We start from the raw sequence: 20,309 nt of genomic DNA, 5'->3' as shown, positions 1-20,309 counted from the left end.
CTCAGTGAGCCGTCTGCAATGCCTGCCAGACCTTCATCGGGGTCGCCGGCATGGTGAGCTTGTTGTGGCCGATCGCATCGGTGATGGCGTTGATAAGCGCCGGCGGCGAGCCGATTGCACCGGCCTCGCCGCAGCCCTTGATGCCGAGCGGATTGCCCGGGCAAGGCGTGTTCTGGTGCGACAGGCTGAAGGACGGCAGGTCGTCGGCGCGCGGCATGGCATAATCCATGTAGCTTGCCGTCAGAAGCTGGCCGTTCTCGTCATACTGCACGTTTTCGAGCAGCGCCTGGCCGATGCCCTGCGCGATGCCGCCATGCACCTGGCCCTCGACGATCATCGGGTTGATGATATTGCCGAAATCGTCGGCCGCGACGAACTGGACGATATCCGTCTCGCCGGTATCCGGATCGATCTCCACCTCGGCAATGTAGCAGCCGGCCGGGAAGGTGAAGTTGGAGGGGTCGTAGAAGGCGGTTTCCTTCAGGCCCGGCTCCATGCCCGAAGGCAGGTTGTGGGCGGTATAGGAGGCGAGCGCCACCTGGAACCACGGCACCGATTTGTCGGTGCCTGCGACCTTCAGTTCGCCGTTCTCGATGACGATATCCTCTTCGGAGGCCTCCATCAGATGCGCGGCGATCTTCTTCGCCTTGGCCTCGACCTTGTCGAGCGCCTTGACGATCGCCGACATGCCGACCGCACCGGAACGCGAACCGTAGGTGCCCATGCCCATCTGCACCTTATCGGTGTCGCCGTGGACGATGTTGATGCTCTCGATGGGCACGCCGAGGCGGCCGGCGACCAGCTGCGCGAAGGTGGTTTCATGGCCCTGGCCATGGCTATGCGACCCCGTCAGCACCTCGATTGTGCCGACCGCATTGACCCGCACTTCCGCCGATTCCCACAGGCCCACGCCAGCACCCAGCGAACCGACCGCGGCAGACGGCGCGATGCCGCAGGCCTCGATATAACAGCTCATGCCGATGCCGCGCTTCTTGCCCCTGGCTTCGGATTGCGCGCGCCGGGCGGCAAACCCTGCCCAGTCGGCGGCCTGCATCGCCGCATTCAGCGAGGCTTCGTAGTCGCCCGCGTCATAGTTCATGATGACGGGCGTCTGGTAAGGGAAGGAGCGGATGAAATTCGTCCGGCGCAGTTCCGCCGGCGAGACGCCGAGTTCGCGGGCCGCCGTCTCCATGGTCCGTTCCAACAGATAGGTCGCTTCCGGACGGCCGGCGCCGCGATAGGCATCGACCGGTACCGTATTGGTATAGACGGTGCGGACATTGGCGTGGATCGCCGGGATCGCATACTGGCCGGACAGCAGCGTCGCGTAGAGATAGGTCGGCACGGCCGAGGAGAACAGCGACATATAGGCGCCGAGATTGGCGATCGTATCGACCTTCAGCGCCGTGATCCGGTTGTTGGCATCGAAGGCCATTTTCACTTTCGACACGTGGTCGCGGCCATGGGCGTCGGTCAGGAAGGCTTCGGTGCGGTCCGAGGTCCATTTCACCGGCACGCCGGTCTTCTTGGACGCCCAGAGACAGATGATCTCTTCCGGGTAGATATAGATCTTCGAACCGAAACCGCCGCCGACATCCGGCGCGATGACGCGCAGCTTGTTTTCCGGCGCGACGTTATAGAAGGCGCTCATCACCAGCCGGGCCACATGCGGGTTCTGGCTGGTCGTGTAGCAGGTATAGTGATCCTCGGCCGTATCGTAGATGCCGAGCGTGGCGCGCGGCTCCATCGGGTTCGGCGAGAGGCGGTTGTTGAGGATCTCGATCTCGGTGACATGCGCGGCCGCGGCGATCGCCTGGTCGACCGCATCCGGCTCGCCGATCTGCCAGTCGAAGATCAAATTGCCGGGCGCTTCCGGATGGATCTGCGGAGCGCCGGAGGCAAGCGCTGCAACCGCCCCGGTCACGGCCGGAAGCTGTTCGTAGTCGACGACCACGGCTTCCGCGGCATCGCGGGCCTCGCCATACGAGTCGGCAACCACGATCGCGATCGCATCGCCCACGTAACGGACCGTATCAACTGCCAGCGGATGCCAGGCGCCCATCTTCATCGGCGTTCCGTCCTTGGAATGGATCATCCAGCCGCAGATGAGATTGCCGATGCCATCCGCCTGAAGCTGCTTGCCGTCTAGCAGGTCGATGACACCCGGCATGGCTTTCGCCGCGGTTGCATCGATGTTCTTGATCTTGGCATGCGCATAGGGGCTGCGGACGAAATAGGCATATTTCATGCCCGGGACGGTCATGTCGTCCGTATAGCGGCCCTTGCCGGTCAGAAAACGCTTGTCTTCCTTGCGGGTAACGCGTGCACCGATTCCTTCGACACCCATGTTCATCTCCTCCCGAGATGGTGATTAGTGGTTGGATAGTGGGTAGGAATTAGAAGGTAGTGAGTAGTTCAAGAGCCGAAGCGCCGTGTGAACCAACGCTCACTAACAACTACTCACTACTCACTCAGCCGCCTGTCGCCCGGTTGCCATTTCGGCATCGGCGGCAAGGATCGCCTTGACGATATTGTGGTAGCCGGTGCAACGACAGATATTGCCTTCGAGCCCGGCGCGGACCGTCTCTTCGGTCAGCGTCCCGCCTTCGCGGTTGATCAGGTCGACCGCCGTCATCACCATGCCCGGCGTGCAGAAGCCGCATTGCAGGCCGTGATGCTCCTTGAAAGCGGCTTGAACCGGATGTAATTCGCCCTGGCCGGCGAGGCCCTCGATCGTCGTGATCGTCGAGCCGGATGCCTGCACCGCCAGGATCGAACAGCTCTTCACCGAAAGGCCGTCCATATGGATGACGCAGGCGCCGCACTGGGTCGTGTCGCAGCCCACATGCGTTCCGGTCAGACCAAGTTTTTCGCGGATAAAATGCACGAGCAGGGTGCGATCCTCACACTCGCCGCTCATCGCGCGCCCGTTCACGGTCAGCGTCACTTTCGTCATATGATCCTCCTCGTGTCCCTCCCGGACACGTACTCATCATTTGCTTTTTTACTAAGGGGATCAACCGCTACTTTCTACGGAAACGGCAATATTTTGGTCGGCCATCAGACAAGCGATCGCCCTCCCGATTCCACCGAATGCCGAGTAACTGTCGGCAAACCAAACCAAAAATCCTGGCTTAAAATATTGAGCTCATATGGACTCTTGCACATAGCGACCTATTGTTCCCATTGATGGTTGTTGCAGAATTGGCCCGCGGAAACGTCTGGAGCCTGCAAGACAGCCGGAAAAGACGAAGAACAAACAGGAGGATCTCATGAAGAAGGCCTTGGTGCTTTTGATGGTCGGCGCTTCGCTCGCGAGCTGCACGGCAACTGAACAGGGTGCCGGCATCGGCGCAGCATCCGGCGCCGTGATCGGTGGCCTTGCCACCGGCAATGTTCGCGGCGCTGCCGTGGGCGCTGCGATCGGCGGCGTTTCCGGCGCCTTGATCGGCTCCGTCGCCGAACAGCCGGGGCAGTGCTACTACCGCGACCGTTATGGCCGTCGCTATATCGACAGCTGCCCGCGCCGTTACTGATAAACGCGTGGATTGCAGCCAAAAATGCAGCCCCGGAGCACGCTTCGGGGCTTTTTCTTTCATGAAATCATTGCCAAGGGGTACCCGGCTTCGTCTTTTGCAGTTAGATAGTTCGCTTCGTCGGATGCTATGAGGGCTTCCAGCCGGGGGAATCCACAGTCAGTTTGCGTATGCGGAACGAAAACACTGGGCGGACAGAAAAACGGAAGCTGAGGGGAGCAGGCACCGCCGCGATGCTCGCCGCTGCACTTCTCGTCTTCCCGCCGCTTTCCGGCAACGCCTACGCTTTCAAACTCTTCGGCATCACGCTGTTCGGCGACAATGACGATACCGTCGAAGTGATCGATCCCGTCCGTTACGACGCGACGCTCGAAGCCGGCAGCGCGGACAAGGACCTCAAGAAGCGCCTCGAATCGGCCGCTTCCCTGATGACCGATGAAAAGCAGCCCGTCTCCGGCGATCTCGGTGTGATCATCAAGGCGCGCGAAGATCGCGACCGGTTGATCGCCGTGCTTTACGAAGAGGCCCGTTACGGTGGCACGGTGCATATCTCGGTCGCCGGCACCGATATCGATCGTCTGCCGCCCAACCCCACCTTCGATCACACAGGCCCCGTCCCGGTCGCCGTCCGTATCGACCCCGGCCCCGTCTTCAAGCTTGGCTCGGTTCGCTTCGACGGTGACGCGGCCGGCCACGATCCGGAAAAATACGATCTTGTTCCCGGCGGCGAGGCAGGTTCGCGCCTGATCCTCAAGGCCGGCGAACAGCTTCTCGTCGATCTGAAGAACGAAGGCCGCCCGCTCGCAAAGCTGACCCGGCGGCAGGTGACGGCCGATCATCGCACCAATACGATCGACGTCGTGCTCGGCGCCATCGGCGGTCCGGTCGCGCCGTTCGGCAGCGTCGCAGTCAAGGGATCGCGGACCGTCGATGCCGCCTTCATCAGCCGGTATTCGCGGCTCGACAAACACGGACAATATTCTCCGGTGCAGTTGAAGAAGGCCAACGACCGCCTGCGCGAGCTCGGCGTCTTCTCGAGTGTGACGATCCACGAGGCGGATAAGCTGGCGCCGGATGGTTCGTTGCCGCTGACGATCGAGGTCTCGGAAGGCAAGCATCGCTATTTCGGTTTCGGCGCCGAATATTCCTCGATCGACGGCGCCGGCCTCGAAGGATACTGGGGCCACCGCAATCTCTTCGGGGAAGCCGAATCGCTGCGCATCGAGGGCAAGGTGTCCGGCATCGGCGCGACCACCGACGTTACCACCTTCGATTATTCGGCCGGCATCATCTTTACCAAGCCGGGCGCCTTCGTACCGGAAGCGACCTTCGAATCCCGCCTGGAAGCCAAGAGCGAGACGCCCGACGTCTACGAGGCGCAGACCATCATCTACTCGGCCGGCCTTGCCTACGAGCTGAACGAGACCGACAAGCTCAAGGGCGGCGGCGAGATCGCCTATATCGACGCCGACGACGCCTTCGGCAACAACCAGTATCTCACCCTCAGCCTGCCGATCGGCTTCGAGCGCGACGCGCGGGACAACAAGCTCGATCCGACCAAGGGGTATTACGCGACGCTGTCGGCCAAGCCGAGCTACGAGCTGATGGACGGCACGATCTTCTCGTCCTTCGAGGGCTCGATCTCGGGCTATCTCGGCCTTGGACAGGAGGACCGCGTCGTGCTGGCCGCCCGTCTTGCCGCCGGAACACTGGTCGGCGGAAGCGACCTTGAAAGAATTCCGGCGACGCGCAGATTCTTCGCCGGCGGCGGCGGATCGGTGCGCGGATACGCCTATCGGGAAATTTCGCCTTACAACAGTGCCGATGAAGCCACAGGTGGACGATCTTATACTCTGGGATCTTTCGAAGTGAGGGTAAAAGTGTCAGAAAACATAGGCATTGTACCTTTTGTCGATGTCGGTACGGTATCGACCGGAATCGTGCCTGATTTTTCTGATATACGTGCTGGTGCAGGGGTCGGCATAAGATATGCCACGCCTTTCGGACCACTCAGATTGGACGTTGCGGTTCCGTTGCAGCGCTATGACGGCGGCACCCAATACGGTATCTATGCGGGCATTGGGCAAGCATTCTGAAAGGCAGTCGAAAGGGTAACGTTTAAGGCATGATGCTGATGGTTCGCCTGTTGAAATGGATCTTGAAGGCCGCGCTTGGCGTGGTCGCGATCCTGTTCGTCATGGCATTGGGCGTCGTCCTCTTCGTGGCCCTCACCCCGGTCGGCGGGCGTGTCGCCGCGGACCGCATTTCCGCCATCGTCTCCACGCCTGATCGCGGCATCTCCTTCACCCGGCCGGAAGGCCTTCTGACCGGCGATCTTCGTATCGATGCCCTTACGCTTTCCGACGACATGGGTCCCTATGCCCAGATCGGCGGCATCAAGATCGACTGGTCTCCGACGTCATTGGTGACCGGCGTCTTCCGCGCCGAGCATATCTCCGCCGACACCGTCAATTTCATCCGTGCGCCGCGTCCGCCGAAAGCTCCGGTTACCAACCAGGCGACGACCACGAGTTCCTCCGGATCGCCCCTGCCCGTCGGCATCCGCGTCGCCCAGATCGACCTGCCGGACATCAACCTCTCGCAGGCACTTTCGGGACGCGACTTCTCCCTGTCGGTCAAGGGTTCGATCAACGCAACCGGCCCCGACATTTCGCTAGATCTGCAGGCGACCCGCAAGGACGAGCCGGATGCCAAGGCTTTCGCCGACGTGGTCTACGCGCCGTCCGAGAACCGTCTGACCCTCAAGGCATCCGTCTCCGAGCCGCAGGGCGGGCTGCTTGCCCGTCTGCTGCGGCTTCCCGGCGCTCCTGCGGTGGAACTGGCGCTCGGCGGCGAAGGACCGCTTTCCGACTGGGCCGGCAAGTTGCAGGGCAGTGTCGGGGGCATTCCCGTCATCTCGGTCGACGGCAAGCATGTGCTGGTCGAAAACGGCAGGCACAGGGTGGAGGTGACCGGCGGCGGCCAGCTGTCGACGCTTCTTCCGCCCGCCTTCCGCCCGCTGTTCGGCGGTACGACCGATATCAACATCGCCGCGATCTATGCGCCGTCCGGCCGGGTGGATATCGAACGCGGCGAACTCACCTCCGGCGCCGTGAAGATCGCTGCCAAGGGGGCATGGGACCAGACGGGCGACAACAGCCTCACGGCCAGCCTCAACGGCGTGAAGGGACCGGTCGACTTCGTCTGGCCGATCAGTGGTCAGGAGAGCCGCTTCTCCTTCGAGAGCATCAATTTCACGCTGACGGGCGCTGCCACCTCCGCCCGCTTCAACGCCACCGCCGCTTTGAGCGCCGCCGACCTGCCGCAGGGACGCTTCGGGCAGATCCGCCTGCAGGCGGAAAGCGAAGACCTCAACCTCATCAGCCGCTCGGGCAGCATCCGCAGCCGTTTCACGGTGGCCCGCACGGATTTCACCAGCGACGACCTCGACCGGGTGATCCGCGGGCCGGTGACGCTGGATGCGCCGCTGAGGCTGGCCCCGCCGGCGATCGGCCTGGATGCGGCAACCTTCGACAGCGGCAATGTCAACGGCACGCTGTCCGGCGCCTATGACATGTCGAAGCAGGCAGTGACCGGCAATTTCCGGGTTTTCGCCAATCCCGCCGTTCTGCCGCCCGCGCTGGTTTCGAAATTCGAAGGCAAGCTTTCCGCCGAAGGCTATGTCAACATGGTCAGCGGCGGCCGCATCAGCCTCGAGAACTTCGTGATGCGGTCGAACGCCATCGAGGCGCATGGCAACATGCTGCTCGAAAACCGGACCGTCACCGGGCGCCTCGCCGGCCGCGTGCCGGACCTTAAGCGCTGGCTGCCCGAGGCCGAGGGGGCTGCCGGTTTCGATATTTCCGCCAAGGGGCCGCTGGCCGCCATGGGCGTCAAGGCCGTGGTCAATTCCGCCGACGCGCGGCTGGTCGGCCGCAAGCTCCAGGACATGAGCTTCGTTCTCGAGGGAACCGCCGATCCGAACGCCCCCAAGGGCAAGCTGACGGCCATAGGGTCACTCGATGGCCAGCCGATCCGCATCAATGCCGACGTTGCTTCCGTGCAGGGCCGCACCAGTGCGCCGGCGATTACTGCCGAGATCGGCCCGAACAAGCTGACCGGCGCCCTGAACTTCTCCCCCGCCTTCCTGCCGGAAGGCCAGCTCACCTTCGACTTCCCGGACGTCTCCCTGCTGGCAGCCCTCGCGGCCCAGCAGGCGCAGGGCGATCTCAAGGGAACGGTGGTGTTCAGCAATACCGGCGGCAAGGCAGGCGCTGCGATCCGGGCCTCCGGCAATGCCCTTCGCCGCGGCACGATCGAGATCGCCCAGCCCAATATCGACCTCGCCATTCCCGACATCAAGGCGATCGCGGCCCAAGGCACGGTTCGTGCCACCCGCATCGGCGCGGGTTCGGTCGGCGTCAACGACGTCAACCTCGGCGTCACCCAGGGCGGCAACAAGACCAATTTCAACCTCGCCGCCCAGTATGACAACGCCCCCCTCACCGCGGTCGGCGACATCCAGACCGGCGCCGATATGTCGGTCGGCATCGAGAGCTTCACGGCGGCACCGCGCAGCATCGCTGTCCGGCTTGCCGCGCCGACCCGCATCGCGGTCGCAAACGGCGGTGCGCGTCTTGCCGATCTGACCATAGCAACCGGGACCGGCAGCGTTACCGTCAACGGCACGGCCGGCTCGGCGCTGGATCTGACCGCCAATGTCAAAGCCCTGCCCGCAAACCTCATCAACGCGTTCGTGCCCGCAATCAACGCGGCCGGCACGATTTCCGGCACGATCAACGCCACCGGCGCCGCGTCTGCCCCTGCTATACGTTACGATTTAGAATGGAGTGATGCACAGCTTCGCCAGTCGCGCGACGCTGGCATCAATCCGTTTCGAGTCCAGGCAAGCGGCAGCTTCGCCAACGGGACAGTCACACTAGACAAGACCCGCCTGACAGGTTCGGGCGGTCTCGACCTGTCCGCCGCCGGCAAGGTCATCCTGAAGGACGGCATTCCCGCGCTCGACATCAACGCCCGCGCCAATGCCGTGCCCGCCAGCCTGGTCAACGCCTTCGTGCCGAGCCTCGGCGCCCGCGGCACGATTTCCGGCACGGTCACCACGACGGGGACGCCACAGGCCCCCGCCGTCCGTTATGACCTGCGCTGGGCCGATGCCGGCGTTGCGCAGACCACGTCCGCAGGCATCGCCCCCTTCAACATCACCGCCGGCGGCACGTTCCAGAACGGCACCGTCACCGTCGATACCCGCCTTTCGGGCGGAGGCGGCATCTCGTTGTCGGGCGGCGGCTCCGTCTCGCTCGCCGGCGAAAAGCCGCTCAATCTGAAATTCAACGGGCAGCTGCCCTTCTCGATCCTTGCCGGGCAGATGGCCGCGCAAGGGTTCGTGCTGGAAGGCACCGGTAATGTCGATCTTGCGGTCAGTGGCACGGCGGCGGCACCGGCGATCACCGGCACCGCATCCTCGTCCGGCGCCCGGCTGGTGGATGTTCGCCGTAACCTCGCCCTGACGGACCTTGCCGCCAATGTCGCCTTCGACGGCAAGAGCGCTAATATTTCCAGGCTCACGGCCAAGCTCTCGGGCGGCGGCACCGTCTCGGTCCAGGGCTCGGTCGGCATCACGCCGGGCTCGGGCTTTCCGGCTGATCTGAAGATCACCCTTGCCCAGGCATCCTATGCCGATGGCGCGCTGTTTGCCGCGACCGCGGACGGCGCCCTGACGATCACCGGCCCGCTCACCTCAGGCCCGGTCCTCGGCGGTAAGGTAACGCTGACAAAGGCGGCAATCACCGTGCCCGCCCGCCTGCCGACCTCGCTATCCGCCATCGATATCCGCCATCGCAACGCGCCGCCCGACGTGCTGCGGCAAATGGAGAAGCTGCGGCCGAAGGGCGCCAGCGGCAGCTCGAACCCGATCGCGCTCAATCTTCAGATCAGCGCCCCGAACGGCATCTTCGTGCGCGGACGCGGCATTGACGCCGAACTCGGCGGTGATCTGACCGTCACGGGCACAGCGATCGCGCCGGTTGTTGCCGGTGGCTTCAAGATGCGCCGCGGTCGTATCGTCATCCTCGCCAAGCGAATGGATTTCACCGATGGCGACATCACCTTCGGCGGCGGCCTGATCCCGGTTCTCAACATGGAGGCGAACACGACCTCCGCCGCGACGACGATCACGGTGAAGGTCACCGGCGTCGCCAACGACCCGACGATCGCCTTTTCCTCTTCCCCCTCCCTGCCGCAGGACGAGGTTCTGGCCCGGCTGATCTTCGGCCAGTCGATGTCGCGGCTGTCGCCACTGCAGATCGCCCAGCTGGCCGATGCCGTCACCCAGCTGGCCGGCGGTGGCTCCACATCGCTCCTGGAGACATTGCGCAGCAATCTCGGTGTCGACGATCTCGACATCAATACGGACGCGACCGGTCAGACCACCGTGTCGGTCGGCCGCTATATCAACAACCGCACCTATATCCAGGTGGAACAGGGCGGCGAGAGCGGCGCGGAAGCGACGATCAACCTCGATGTCGGCCGCGGTGTGAAGCTCAAGGCCGGCGCCGGCACCGAAGGCGGCAAGGCCGGCATCTTTTATGAGCGCGAATACTGATTTCGCATATTTGTGGATTCCCGCTTGCTCGGGAGAAACACATGACCTCCACGGACATCACATTGATCGGCGTGCCTCCCGAAGAGGCAGGTGATCTGCAGGATAGAAGCGATGCGAAGAACCTGCCGATCGTGGCTGCGTTCACGCGCGCTAACATTCGGCTGCTGTGGTTCGAAAGGAATATCCGGATTTCTTCCGTGCTAATTATGGCGCGATACGTATTTCGAAAAAGAAGAAGGATAGCTTAATACTTTATGCTCGAGAAATTTAGCAAATTCCAAGAAACATACGTATTTCCCCTATTTGGAATATAAATATCTATTGACCTCACGTTAATTTTTAAAGGCTATTTTTGCGGTACTCAAGTGTCGCCTGCAGCACAGCGCTTTTCTCATACGGAGACAGTTGACAGTTCGAGCCAAAACACGAACTCACGGTCGGGAGCAGCAAGCCGGATGTCCATACTTTCACTCCCAGGTGCTGACGCAAAAGCAGTACTTGCAGCGCTCAACAAGTCGCAGGCCATTATCGAGTTTGACTTGTCTGGAAACGTCCTCACGGCCAACGAGAACTTCTGCAAGACGCTTGGCTACGCGCTCTCCGAGATCGTCGGCAAGCATCACAGCATGTTCTGCGACCCGGCCTACGTGAAGTCGCAGGCCTACAAGGATTTCTGGGCGAATCTCGGCAAGGGCAATTATGATGCCGCCGCCTACAAGCGCATCGGCAAGGGTGGCCGGGAAATCTGGATCCAGGCCACGTACAATCCGGTGACCTCGGGCGGCAAGCCTTACAAGGTCGTCAAATTCGCAACCGACATCACCGCCGCGAAGCTCAAATCCGCCGAAGACGAGGGCAAGATCAACGCCATCTCGCGCACCCAGGCCGTCATCGAATTCACTCCCACCGGAGATATCCTGACCGCCAACGAGAATTTTCTCGCCTGCCTCGGCTACCAGCTTTCGGAAATCGTCGGCAAACATCACGGCATGTTCTGCGAGGCATCCTTCCGCAACAGCGCTGAATACCCCCAATTCTGGAAGAAGCTCGCCGGCGGTGAAGCGATCGCCGCCGAATTCAAGCGCATCGGCAAAAGCGACAAGGCGGTCTGGATCCAGGCGTCCTACAACCCGATCTTCGACGCCGACGGCCGCGTCTTCAAGGTGGTCAAATTCGCGACCGATATTACCGAACGCGTCCGCGCCGTCGATGACATCGCCGGCGGCCTGACCGCTCTTTCGAACGGCGATCTGACGGTCCGCATCGAAAGGCCCTTCATTTCGACGCTCGAACAGATCCGCATCGATTTCAACGAAGCCATCGCGAAACTCGCGGATGCCATGGGCACCGTCGGCGAGAATGCCGTGGGCATTGCGGGCGGCTCCAGCGAGATCCGCCAGGCTTCCGACAGCCTTGCCAAGCGCACCGAACAGCAGGCGGCGGCAGTCGAGGAGACCGCCGCGGCGCTGGAAGAAATCAGCCGCACCGTGACCGATAGCGCCAAGCGCGCGGAAGAAGCAGGCAGCCTCGTCTCGCGTGCGAAAAAGAGCGCCGAACATTCCGGCGCCGTGGTCCGCAACGCGGTGAGCGCGATGGGCCAGATCGAGAATTCCTCCCGGGAAATCTCCAACATCATCGGCGTGATCGACGAGATCGCCTTCCAGACCAACCTCCTGGCGCTGAATGCGGGTGTCGAGGCGGCACGCGCCGGCGAAGCGGGCAAGGGTTTTGCCGTCGTCGCCCAGGAAGTCCGCGAACTCGCCCAGCGTTCCGCCAGTGCGGCCAAGGAAATCAAGACGCTGATCTCGACGTCCTCCGAACAGGTCAAACAGGGCGTCTCGCTCGTCGGCGAAACCGGCAAGGCGCTTGATGAGATCATGTCCCAGGTGGACGAGATCAACGGCAATGTCGCGGCGATCGTCGAGGCGGCCCGTGAACAGTCGACGGGCATCAAGGAGATCAGCAAGGCCGTCAACTCCATGGACCAGAACACGCAGCAGAACGCTGCCATGGTCGAGGAAACGACCGCTGCCAGCCATAGCCTGGCACGCGAAGCCGAAACCCTGCGCGATCTCCTGGGACGATTTAGATTTGCGCAACATTCTTCACGTAAGATTGCAATAGCGCGACCTGATGCACGACCCGTTGCATCGCCGGCACGCAAACTCATGGCAACGGTCGCGCGGACCACAACGGGTGCCGCCGCTGCCGCTCAGGCAACGGATAGTTGGGAAGAATTCTGATGGCTACGACGATCAACTCCACAAGCTACAGCGGCGAAACGCTGGAAATCATCGCCTTTCGTCTCCATGACCAGGAATTCTGCGTCAAGACGACGACGATCCGCGAAATCCGCGGATGGGCGCCTTCGACGCCGATCCCGCATGCACCGGCCGATGTCATCGGCGTCATGAACCTTCGTGGTTCCGTGATCCCGATCATCGATCTTGCCTACAAGCTGGGCATGAAGAGCACGGTTGCCAACGAGCGCAGCGCCATCGTGGTGGCGGAAGTCCACAACATGGTCATCGGCATGCTCGTCGACCGCGTCTCGGACATCCTGACCATCCCTTCGAGCCAGGTTCAGCCGGTTCCGGAAATCTCCGCCTCCTTCGACAAGTCCTTCTCCGAAGGCATCATCGCCAACGAGAACGGCATGATCTGCTTCCTGAACCTCGCCAAGATGTTCAAGGGCACCGAAGCCGAAGATCTGGCTGCCTGATTTCTGGCGAGCGAGGCTAAAGGAAGCGCCGACGGCACATCGCGCCGCAGCGCATGACGATATCAAGGCCAAGGCGGTTGGCTGGAAAGACCTCTAAGCCGCCACGCGACTTTGAAGCCCGCAGCGTTAGACCGCCGCGGGCTTTTTTCATGACTATTCCTTCGGTTCGAACGGAGCCGGCCGGCGCCCGGCGCCCTGGCGGGCCAGCATCCAGCCGGGATATTCCGGAGCAAGCGCGCTCACCTCGTCGAGCTTTGCCATATCCTCGGCGTCCAGCTTCAGCTTTACCGCCTTCAAATTCTCTTCGAGCTGTTCCAGCCGTTTGGCGCCGATGATGACGCTCGTCACGAAGGGTTTCGCCAGAATATAGGCCAGCGCCACTTCCGCGACGCTCGCGCCGTGCCGGGCGCCGACCTCACGCATGGCGGCAACGCAGGCCCAGGCGCGATCCTTGTCGACCGGCGGAAAGTCGAAAGTGGCACGGCGGCCCTCGCCATTGCCCGGCGCGCCGGGACCATACTTGCCGGAGAGCAGCCCGCCGGCGAGCGGCGACCAGACCATCAGGCCGAGCTTCTCCTCCTGCATCAGTGGCACGATATCGCGCTCCAGGTCGCGGCCGGCGATCGAATAATAGGCCTGCACCGTCTCGAAACGGGCATAACCCTTGCGCTCGGAAATGCCGAGCGCCTTCGCCATCCGCCACGCGGCCCAGTTGGAAAGGCCGATGTAACGGACGAGACCGCGCGACACGAGATCGTCGAGCGCCCTCAGCGTCTCGTCGATCGGCGTCACCGTATCGGTGCCATGCACCTGGTAGAGGTCGATATGGTCCATCTGCAACCGTTCGAGGCTCTGCTCGACCGAATCCATGATGTGACCGCGCGAAGCGCCGCGATCATTGGGCTTGTCGCCCATCTGGCCATGGAATTTGGTAGCGATGACCACGTCCTTGCGCGGCACGCCGAGGTTCTTGATGGCCTGCCCGAGGATGTGCTCGGATTTGCCCTGAGAATAGACATTTGCGGTGTCGAAGAAATTGACACCCACTGCAAGCGAGCGTCCGACGATCCCATCTGCGGCAGCCTGGTCGAGACCGGCGACGGCAGTCCAGGGACCACCCGACGCATTCTCCCCGAACGTCATCGTGCCGAGGCAGATTTCGGAGACGAAAAGACCTGTATTGCCCAATTGATTGTAGCGCATGGAGAACTCCCGTGTGCACTGAAGATATGAAGAGATAAAAGCAGTCGTTCGGAGCCGGATCGGGCACGCGGGCGCGTGCATCTCCCAGGGAAAGCGACGTCGGGCTCCGGAACGCAATCTAGTCCGGAATCCGCCGCCGTCAATCGGAGCCGCCTCCGTTTTCATCCTCACATTTTCGTGCAGGGCAAAAAGAAAGGGCGGCACAAGCCGCCCTCCTTTCATGCTTTTCGATGGATCTCAGCCGAACAGAACCAGGCTGCTCCGCAGCGTCACCCAGACGCCCCAGAGAAGCGGGATGCCGACCACCGCCCAGGCAAGCGCCGCCTTGGCATCCAGACCGCCGGTGCCGATGCCGAAGGAACCGGTCGGGCCGGCATTCGCGGCGGCGGTCTTTGCCTGCAGCGAAGCGACTTCATGGTCCGACATGAACCACTTGTCGGAAAGCGGACGGACCAGCGAATTGGCGATCAGCCCCAGCACCAGCATGCCGGCAAGAATGTACATCGTGCCGGTATAGAGCGCCGGCCCGGCCGGGACGCCCGCCGTGAGCTGCGCTTCGCGGATGTAGTTGACGACGACGGGACCGAGAATGCCGGCCGTCGCCCAGGCCGTCAGCAGACGACCGTGGATGGCGCCGACGAACTGCGTGCCGAAGATATCCGCCAGATAGGCGGGTATGGTGGCGAAACCACCGCCATACATGGACAGGATGATGCCGAAGGCGAGCACGAAAAGCGCCTTGTTGCCCATGTCGGCAAGCGTCGGAGCGAGCGCATAAAGCACGATGCCGAGCACGAAGAACGTGTAATAGGTGTTCTTGCGGCCGATCTTGTCGGAGAGTGACGCCCAGAAGAAGCGCCCGCCGATGTTGAACAGTGACAGCAGACCAGCAAAGCCGGCTGCGATCGTAGCGATCTGCGCCTTCTGACCAGTATCGAGCTGCGAGAAGGTCAGGTTCGGCAGGCCGATCAGCGATCCGGCGAAGATTTCCTGCAGCATCGGCGACGCCATGCCGATAACCCCGATGCCGGCCGAAACGTTCAGGCACAGAACCAGCCAGATCATCCAGAACTGCTTGGTCTTGTGTGCATCCCGCAGGTGGACGTGCTTGGTGGTGATCATCGTCGTCTTGGAGACCGGAGGCGTCCAGCCTTCCGGACGCCAGCCGGCCGGCGGGATGCGATAACCGAAAGCCCCGCCCATCATGAAGCAGAAATAGATCACCGCCATGCAGATGAAGGTCTGCCATACGCCGACCGAAGCATCGGTCTTGAAATAGTTCATCAAGAGGTTGGCAAGCGGAGCACCGATCATCGCACCGCCGCCGAAGCCCATGATCGCCATGCCCGTCGCCATGCCGCGGCGATCCGGGAACCACTTGATGAGCGTCGAGACCGGCGAAATGTAGCCGAGACCAAGGCCGACGCCGCCGATCACGCCGGCGCCGATCCACATGAGCCACAACTGATGGGTCATGACGCCGATCGCTGCGACGATAATGCCGCCGCACCAGCAGCAGGCGGAGACGAAACCGGCCTTGCGCGGGCCGACCCGTTCCAGCCAGCCGCCCCAGATCGCCGCCGAGCAACCGAGCAGCACGAAGAACAGCGTGTAGATCCAGCCGAGGTCTGCGACACGCCAGTTGCAGCTTGTCGTGAACAGGGCCGAGATGAGATTGAGACTGGCGCAGGATGGATCCTGCGTGGTACCCAGAGCGCGCGAAAGCGGCAGCCAGAAAACGCTGAAGCCGTAAGCCATGCCGATGCAAAGATGAATGGCCAAAGCTGCTGGCGGCACGAGCCAGCGATTGAAACCTGGTTTTGCGATAATACGTTCCCTATCGAGGAGCCCGACATTGCCTGTCAGGCCCTCGTCCGTCGTTCCTGCAATTGCCATTTAAAATATCCTCCCTCGGATGATGGCTAGGCTCTATCCCCCCTCCGGCCCCTCACCTGCCGGATGGATGAATTCATGCGGCGCTCTCCGGAATGCTTGGTTCGGAAAGCGATTCTCCTTCGGCAGGCCCCTTGCCGCCCGGCGCACCTTCCGCCGCATCTCGACCGACGCCGACGCCCGATCCGACCTTGGCCTCCGGCCGGCGGATCAGCGTCGAGGCCTCGATGACGAGCGGCAGCAGCCCTGCCCCGCCCTTGTCGAGATGCTCGAAAAGATGCCGGCGCATGCGCGGCTCCCAGAACTTGTTGATATGCGTCGCGACGCCTTCGGCGCGCACCTTTTCCGGTTGCGACAGGAAGAAGGTGGCGATCTGGTTGGCCATCCGGACCAGTTTGTCGAGCACCAGTTGCTCGGGGCTTTGGTCATGCGACATCGGCGACAACTCCAGTGGTTATGCGATCGGTACGCGTAAAAATCTCGAAATCCTCGCCGCGCGTCAGCGCGATCAGCGTCATGCCCGCCGCTTCCGCCGTGCGGATGGCAAGTGCGGTGGGGGCGGAAATGGCAATCAGCACCGAACTTCCGAGGATCGCCGTCTTCTGCACCATCTCGACGGAGATGCGGCTGGTGACGACCACGACACCCTCTGATCCCTTGACGCCCTCGCGGATGACCGCTCCGGCAAGCTTGTCGAGCGCATTGTGGCGTCCAACATCCTCGCGCACGGCAAGCAGCCCCTTGCCCGGCAGATAAAACCCGGCCCCATGTACGGCATGGGTTTCCCGATGCAGCGGTTGGGCGCTATTGAGTGCGGCGACCGCCTCGCTCACCTCTTTCGGGCTCAGAGCCATTGCCACTGAGGAAACATCCGGCACCGGGCGCATGGCCTGCTCGATCGACTCGATGCCGCACAGCCCGCAGCCAACCGGCCCGGCCATATGCCGACGGCGAGCCCGCAGCGCATCTTCCTTGTCCTCGGCAAGCGTTACCTGCACATCGAGGCCGGCACCTTCCTCGACAACGGAAATGCTCTCGATCTCCGCCATCGACGTTATGATGCCTTCCGTGAGGCTGAAGCCAACCGCGAAATCCTCGAGATCAGCCGGAGAGCCCATCATCACGGCATGGGTCGAGCCGCCATAGGAAAAGGCGATCGGCACCTCCTCCGGCACCACCCGCGAGCCGGCACGGGTCACGCCGTTACGGCGCGCGATCTCGGGGGCTGTGGCGGTGGTGGGGAATTCAGCCATTGGACGTTGGAGCAAGGATACCCCCCTCTGCCCTGCCGGGCATCTCCCCCTCAAGGGGGGAAATTGGCAAGAAGCGCCATCTTCGCCCAATTCTCTGCACTCGTCGAAAACGAGGCGTTGCCGCGAGTCGATCTCCCCCCTTGAGGGGGAGATGCCCGGCAGGGCAGAGGGGGGTATGACGCGCGCCGACAGACACTATTCCGCCGCCTCCAGCTTCCCCGCAATCCGCCGGGACCGCCGCGACAGTTCGTCGTAATCCTCCTGCCACTCGGTCGGGCCGTTCGAGGGCGACACCTGTACCGCCGTCACCTTGTATTCCGGGCAGTTGGTCGCCCAGTCGGAGAAGTCGGTGGTGATGACGTTTGCCTGCGTGTTCGGGTGATGGAAGGTCGTGTAGACCACGCCCGGCGCGACGCGATCGGTGATCAGCGCCCGCAGCGTCGTATCGCCCGAACGGCTGGCAAGCTTGATCCAGTCGCCTTCCTTGATGCCGCGCTGTTCGGCATCGTGCGGATGGATTTCCAGCCGGTCTTCCGCATGCCAGGTAACGTTCTCGGTGCGCCGCGTCTGGGCGCCGACATTGTACTGGGACAGGATGCGGCCGGTGGTGAGCAGCAGCGGGAAGCGGGGACCGGTGCGTTCGTCGGTTGCCACATATTCGGTGCGGATGAACTTACCCTTGCCGCGCACGAACCCGTCGACATGCATGATCGGCGAGCCGACCGGATGCGCCTCGTTGCACGGCCACTGAACCGAGCCCATCTTGTCGAGATAGTCGTAGGAAACCAGCGCGAAGCTTGGCGTCGAGGCGGCGATCTCGTCCATGATCTGAGATGGATGCGCGTAGTTCCAGTTCAATCCCATGGACTGCGCCAGCTTCTGGGTAACTTCCCAGTCCGCATAACCGTTCTTCGGGCTCATCACCTTGCGGACGCGGTTGATGCGGCGCTCGGCGTTGGTGAACGTGCCGTCCTTTTCGAGGAAGGTCGAACCCGGCAGGAAGACGTGGGCGTAATTGGCGGTTTCGTTCAAAAACAGGTCGTGGACGACGACGCATTCCATCGCGGCGAGGCCGGCCGAAACGTGCTTGGTGTCCGGGTCGGACTGGAGAATGTCCTCGCCCTGGATGTAGATGCCCTTGAACGTGCCTTCGACGGCCGCATCCAGCATGTTCGGGATGCGCAGGCCCGGCTCGTTGTTGAGCGTCACGCCCCAGAGCTTTTCGAAAATGTCGCGGGTGGCATCGTCCGAGATATGGCGATAGCCCGGCAGTTCGTGCGGGAACGAACCCATGTCGCAGGAACCCTGGACATTGTTCTGGCCGCGCAGCGGGTTCACGCCAACGCCCGGACGGCCGATATTGCCAGTGACCATGGCTAGGTTGGCGATCGCCATGACGGTCGTCGAACCCTGGCTGTGCTCGGTAACGCCGAGGCCGTAATAGATCGCGCCATTGCCGCCCTTGGCGTAAAGCCGGGCTGCGCCGCGAACGAGATCTGCCGGCACGCCGGTATATGTCTCGGTCGCCTCCGGGCTGTGTGCGTCTTCCGAAACGAAACCGGCCCAGTCCTCGAATTCGGACCAGTCGCAGCGTTCGCGGATGAACTTTTCGTCGAACAGGCCTTCGGTGACGATGACATGGGCGAGCGCCGTCAGCACGGCGACGTTGGTGCCGGGCTGCAGCGGCAGGTGATAATCCGCCTCCACATGCGGCGTGCGCACCAGATCGATGCGGCGCGGATCGATGACGATCAGTTTGGCGCCCTGGCGGAGCCGCTTCTTGAGGCGCGAGCCAAATACCGGGTGCCCGTCGGTCGGATTGGCGCCGATGACGATGGCGACGTCGGTATGCTCGACCGAGTCGAAATTCTGCGTGCCGGCCGAAGTGCCGAAGGCCTGGCCGAGGCCATAGCCTGTCGGCGAATGGCAGACGCGGGCGCAGGTATCGACATTGTTGTTGCCGAAACCGGCGCGGATCAGCTTCTGGACGAGGAAGGTCTCCTCGTTGGTGCAGCGCGACGAGGTGATGCCGCCGATCGATTCACGGCCGTATTGATACTGGATGCGTCGGAATTCCGAGGCCACATGTGCAAAGGCCTCGTCCCAGGTCACTTCCCGCCACGGATCGGAAATCTTCTCGCGGATCATCGGGTTGAGGATGCGATCCTTGTGGGTCGCATAACCGTAAGCGAAGCGGCCCTTGACGCAGGAATGACCGCGGTTCGCCTGCCCATCCTTCCACGGCACCATGCGGACCAGCTCTTCGCCGCGCATTTCCGCCTTGAAGGAGCAGCCGACGCCGCAATAGGCGCAGGTGGTGACTTCCGAATGTTCCGGCTGGCCGATCGCGATCACCGACTTTTCGGTGAGCGTCGCCGTAGGGCAGGCCTGCACGCAGGCGCCGCAGGAAACGCATTCGGAATCGAGGAAAAGTTCGTGGGCGCCCGGCGAGACGCGGCTGCCGAAACCGCGGCCCTCGATCGTCAGCGCGAACGTGCCCTGCACCTCTTCGCAGGCACGGACGCAACGGGAGCAGACGATGCACTTCGACGGATCATAGGTGAAATAGGGATTCGACTCGTCCTTAGGCATCCACTTGGCGTTGATTGCGCCATCGTTGCGGGCTCTGACGTGGTTGTCGCCTTCATAGCCATAGCGAACGTCGCGAAGGCCTACCGCGCCGGCCATGTCCTGCAATTCGCAGTCCCCGTTGGCGGCGCAGGTGAGACAGTCGAGCGGGTGGTCGGAGATATAGAGTTCCATCACGCCGCGGCGAATGTCCTTCAGCCGGCCGGTCTGGGTGTGCACGACCATGCCCGGCATGACCGGCGTGGTGCAGGAAGACGGCGTTCCGTTGCGGCCTTCGATCTCGACGAGACAGAGGCGGCAGGACCCGAAGGCATCGACCATGTCGGTGGCGCAGAGTTTCGGAACCTTAATTCCGGCCTCCATGGAAGCGCGCATGATCGAGGTGCCTTCCGGCACGGTGATGGCGCGGCCGTCGATGGTGAGGGTCACCTGCGCTTCGGAGCGCGAAGCCGGCGTGCCGTAGTCGATTTCATGAACGAGGGACATGA

Annotated in this window: 13 protein-coding genes; 6 read left to right on the top strand and 7 right to left on the bottom strand. The window is 62.6% G+C overall.

Features of this window, described 5'->3' with window-relative positions:
- Position 1: 1 nt before the first annotated feature.
- Positions 2–2,347 (bottom strand): xanthine dehydrogenase family protein molybdopterin-binding subunit, encoded by a 2,346-nt coding sequence (locus PMI07_RS17700; protein WP_007759181.1) that lies wholly within the window; start codon positions 2,345–2,347, stop codon positions 2–4.
- A 120-nt stretch (positions 2,348–2,467) separates the two neighbouring features.
- Positions 2,468–2,956 carry a (2Fe-2S)-binding protein gene (locus PMI07_RS17695; RefSeq protein WP_007759182.1) on the bottom strand — a complete coding sequence of 163 codons (489 nt, stop codon included), beginning with the start codon at positions 2,954–2,956 and terminating at the stop codon, positions 2,468–2,470.
- 316 nt (positions 2,957–3,272) lie between these two features.
- On the opposite strand from PMI07_RS17695, the gene PMI07_RS17690 reads away from it, so the two are divergent.
- The 6 genes from PMI07_RS17690 to PMI07_RS17665 all read left to right on the top strand — a co-directional run bounded on the left by PMI07_RS17690 (position 3,273) and on the right by PMI07_RS17665 (position 12,883).
- Positions 3,273–3,536, top strand: a complete 264-nt coding sequence (locus PMI07_RS17690; RefSeq protein ID WP_007759184.1) for a glycine zipper domain-containing protein — start codon at positions 3,273–3,275, stop codon at positions 3,534–3,536.
- Positions 3,537–3,769: 233 nt separating this feature from the next.
- The gene (locus tag PMI07_RS17685; protein WP_007759187.1) at positions 3,770–5,632 is read left to right on the top strand and encodes an autotransporter assembly complex family protein; all 1,863 of its coding nucleotides are present in this window, start codon (positions 3,770–3,772) and stop codon (positions 5,630–5,632) included.
- A gap of 29 nt (positions 5,633–5,661) precedes the next feature.
- Positions 5,662–10,161 (top strand): translocation/assembly module TamB domain-containing protein, encoded by a 4,500-nt coding sequence (locus PMI07_RS17680; RefSeq protein ID WP_037087441.1) that lies wholly within the window; start codon positions 5,662–5,664, stop codon positions 10,159–10,161.
- A gap of 41 nt (positions 10,162–10,202) precedes the next feature.
- Positions 10,203–10,409 (top strand): hypothetical protein, encoded by a 207-nt coding sequence (locus PMI07_RS17675; RefSeq protein ID WP_007769373.1) that lies wholly within the window; start codon positions 10,203–10,205, stop codon positions 10,407–10,409.
- Positions 10,410–10,616: 207 nt separating this feature from the next.
- On the top strand, positions 10,617–12,404 hold the full coding sequence (locus PMI07_RS17670; protein ID WP_007769364.1) for a PAS domain-containing methyl-accepting chemotaxis protein: 1,788 nt from the start codon (positions 10,617–10,619) through the stop codon (positions 12,402–12,404).
- A complete protein-coding gene (locus PMI07_RS17665) occupies positions 12,404–12,883 on the top strand; it encodes a chemotaxis protein CheW (RefSeq protein WP_007769363.1) in 480 nt (159 codons plus the stop codon). The genes PMI07_RS17670 and PMI07_RS17665 overlap by 1 nt, the downstream gene beginning before the upstream one ends.
- Positions 12,884–13,036: 153 nt before the next feature.
- On the opposite strand, the gene PMI07_RS17660 is transcribed toward PMI07_RS17665, so the two are convergent.
- The 5 genes from PMI07_RS17660 to fdhF form a co-directional block, all read right to left on the bottom strand.
- A complete protein-coding gene (locus PMI07_RS17660) occupies positions 13,037–14,086 on the bottom strand; it encodes an aldo/keto reductase (protein ID WP_007769361.1) in 1,050 nt (349 codons plus the stop codon).
- Positions 14,087–14,323: 237 nt separating this feature from the next.
- Positions 14,324–15,982 (bottom strand): OFA family MFS transporter, encoded by a 1,659-nt coding sequence (locus tag PMI07_RS17655; protein WP_007769357.1) that lies wholly within the window; start codon positions 15,980–15,982, stop codon positions 14,324–14,326.
- A gap of 73 nt (positions 15,983–16,055) precedes the next feature.
- Positions 16,056–16,415: a formate dehydrogenase subunit delta gene (locus PMI07_RS17650; RefSeq protein WP_007769354.1), complete on the bottom strand. Its 360-nt coding sequence runs from the start codon at positions 16,413–16,415 to the stop codon at positions 16,056–16,058.
- Positions 16,405–17,232: a formate dehydrogenase accessory sulfurtransferase FdhD gene (gene fdhD / locus PMI07_RS17645; protein WP_037087438.1), complete on the bottom strand. Its 828-nt coding sequence runs from the start codon at positions 17,230–17,232 to the stop codon at positions 16,405–16,407. The genes PMI07_RS17650 and fdhD overlap by 11 nt, the downstream gene beginning before the upstream one ends.
- Positions 17,233–17,427: 195 nt before the next feature.
- A complete protein-coding gene (gene fdhF / locus PMI07_RS17640) occupies positions 17,428–20,307 on the bottom strand; it encodes a formate dehydrogenase subunit alpha (RefSeq protein ID WP_007769345.1) in 2,880 nt (959 codons plus the stop codon).
- Between the last annotated feature and the right edge of the window lie 2 nt (positions 20,308–20,309).

The sequence above is a fragment of the Rhizobium sp. CF080 genome, from assembly GCF_000282095.2.
In the GTDB taxonomy this organism is placed as follows: domain Bacteria; phylum Pseudomonadota; class Alphaproteobacteria; order Rhizobiales; family Rhizobiaceae; genus Neorhizobium.
The sequence above is the reverse complement of the archived record's forward strand: the minus strand, read 5'-3'. Positions and strand labels throughout refer to the sequence as shown.

What these genes read in the sequence shown, in the direction of transcription:
- PMI07_RS17700 (WP_007759181.1), bottom strand. Translation starts at nt 2,347, where the DNA reads ATGGGTGTCGAAGGAATCGGTGCACGCGTTACCCGCAAGGAAGACAAG.
- PMI07_RS17695 (WP_007759182.1), bottom strand. Translation starts at nt 2,956, where the DNA reads ATGACGAAAGTGACGCTGACCGTGAACGGGCGCGCGATGAGCGGCGAG.
- PMI07_RS17690 (WP_007759184.1), top strand. Translation starts at nt 3,273, where the DNA reads ATGAAGAAGGCCTTGGTGCTTTTGATGGTCGGCGCTTCGCTCGCGAGC.
- PMI07_RS17685 (WP_007759187.1), top strand. Translation starts at nt 3,770, where the DNA reads ATGCTCGCCGCTGCACTTCTCGTCTTCCCGCCGCTTTCCGGCAACGCC.
- PMI07_RS17680 (WP_037087441.1), top strand. Translation starts at nt 5,662, where the DNA reads ATGATGCTGATGGTTCGCCTGTTGAAATGGATCTTGAAGGCCGCGCTT.
- PMI07_RS17675 (WP_007769373.1), top strand. Translation starts at nt 10,203, where the DNA reads ATGACCTCCACGGACATCACATTGATCGGCGTGCCTCCCGAAGAGGCA.
- PMI07_RS17670 (WP_007769364.1), top strand. Translation starts at nt 10,617, where the DNA reads ATGTCCATACTTTCACTCCCAGGTGCTGACGCAAAAGCAGTACTTGCA.
- PMI07_RS17665 (WP_007769363.1), top strand. Translation starts at nt 12,404, where the DNA reads ATGGCTACGACGATCAACTCCACAAGCTACAGCGGCGAAACGCTGGAA.
- PMI07_RS17660 (WP_007769361.1), bottom strand. Translation starts at nt 14,086, where the DNA reads ATGCGCTACAATCAATTGGGCAATACAGGTCTTTTCGTCTCCGAAATC.
- PMI07_RS17655 (WP_007769357.1), bottom strand. Translation starts at nt 15,982, where the DNA reads ATGGCAATTGCAGGAACGACGGACGAGGGCCTGACAGGCAATGTCGGG.
- PMI07_RS17650 (WP_007769354.1), bottom strand. Translation starts at nt 16,415, where the DNA reads ATGTCGCATGACCAAAGCCCCGAGCAACTGGTGCTCGACAAACTGGTC.
- fdhD (WP_037087438.1), bottom strand. Translation starts at nt 17,232, where the DNA reads ATGGCTGAATTCCCCACCACCGCCACAGCCCCCGAGATCGCGCGCCGT.
- fdhF (WP_007769345.1), bottom strand. Translation starts at nt 20,307, where the DNA reads ATGTCCCTCGTTCATGAAATCGACTACGGCACGCCGGCTTCGCGCTCC.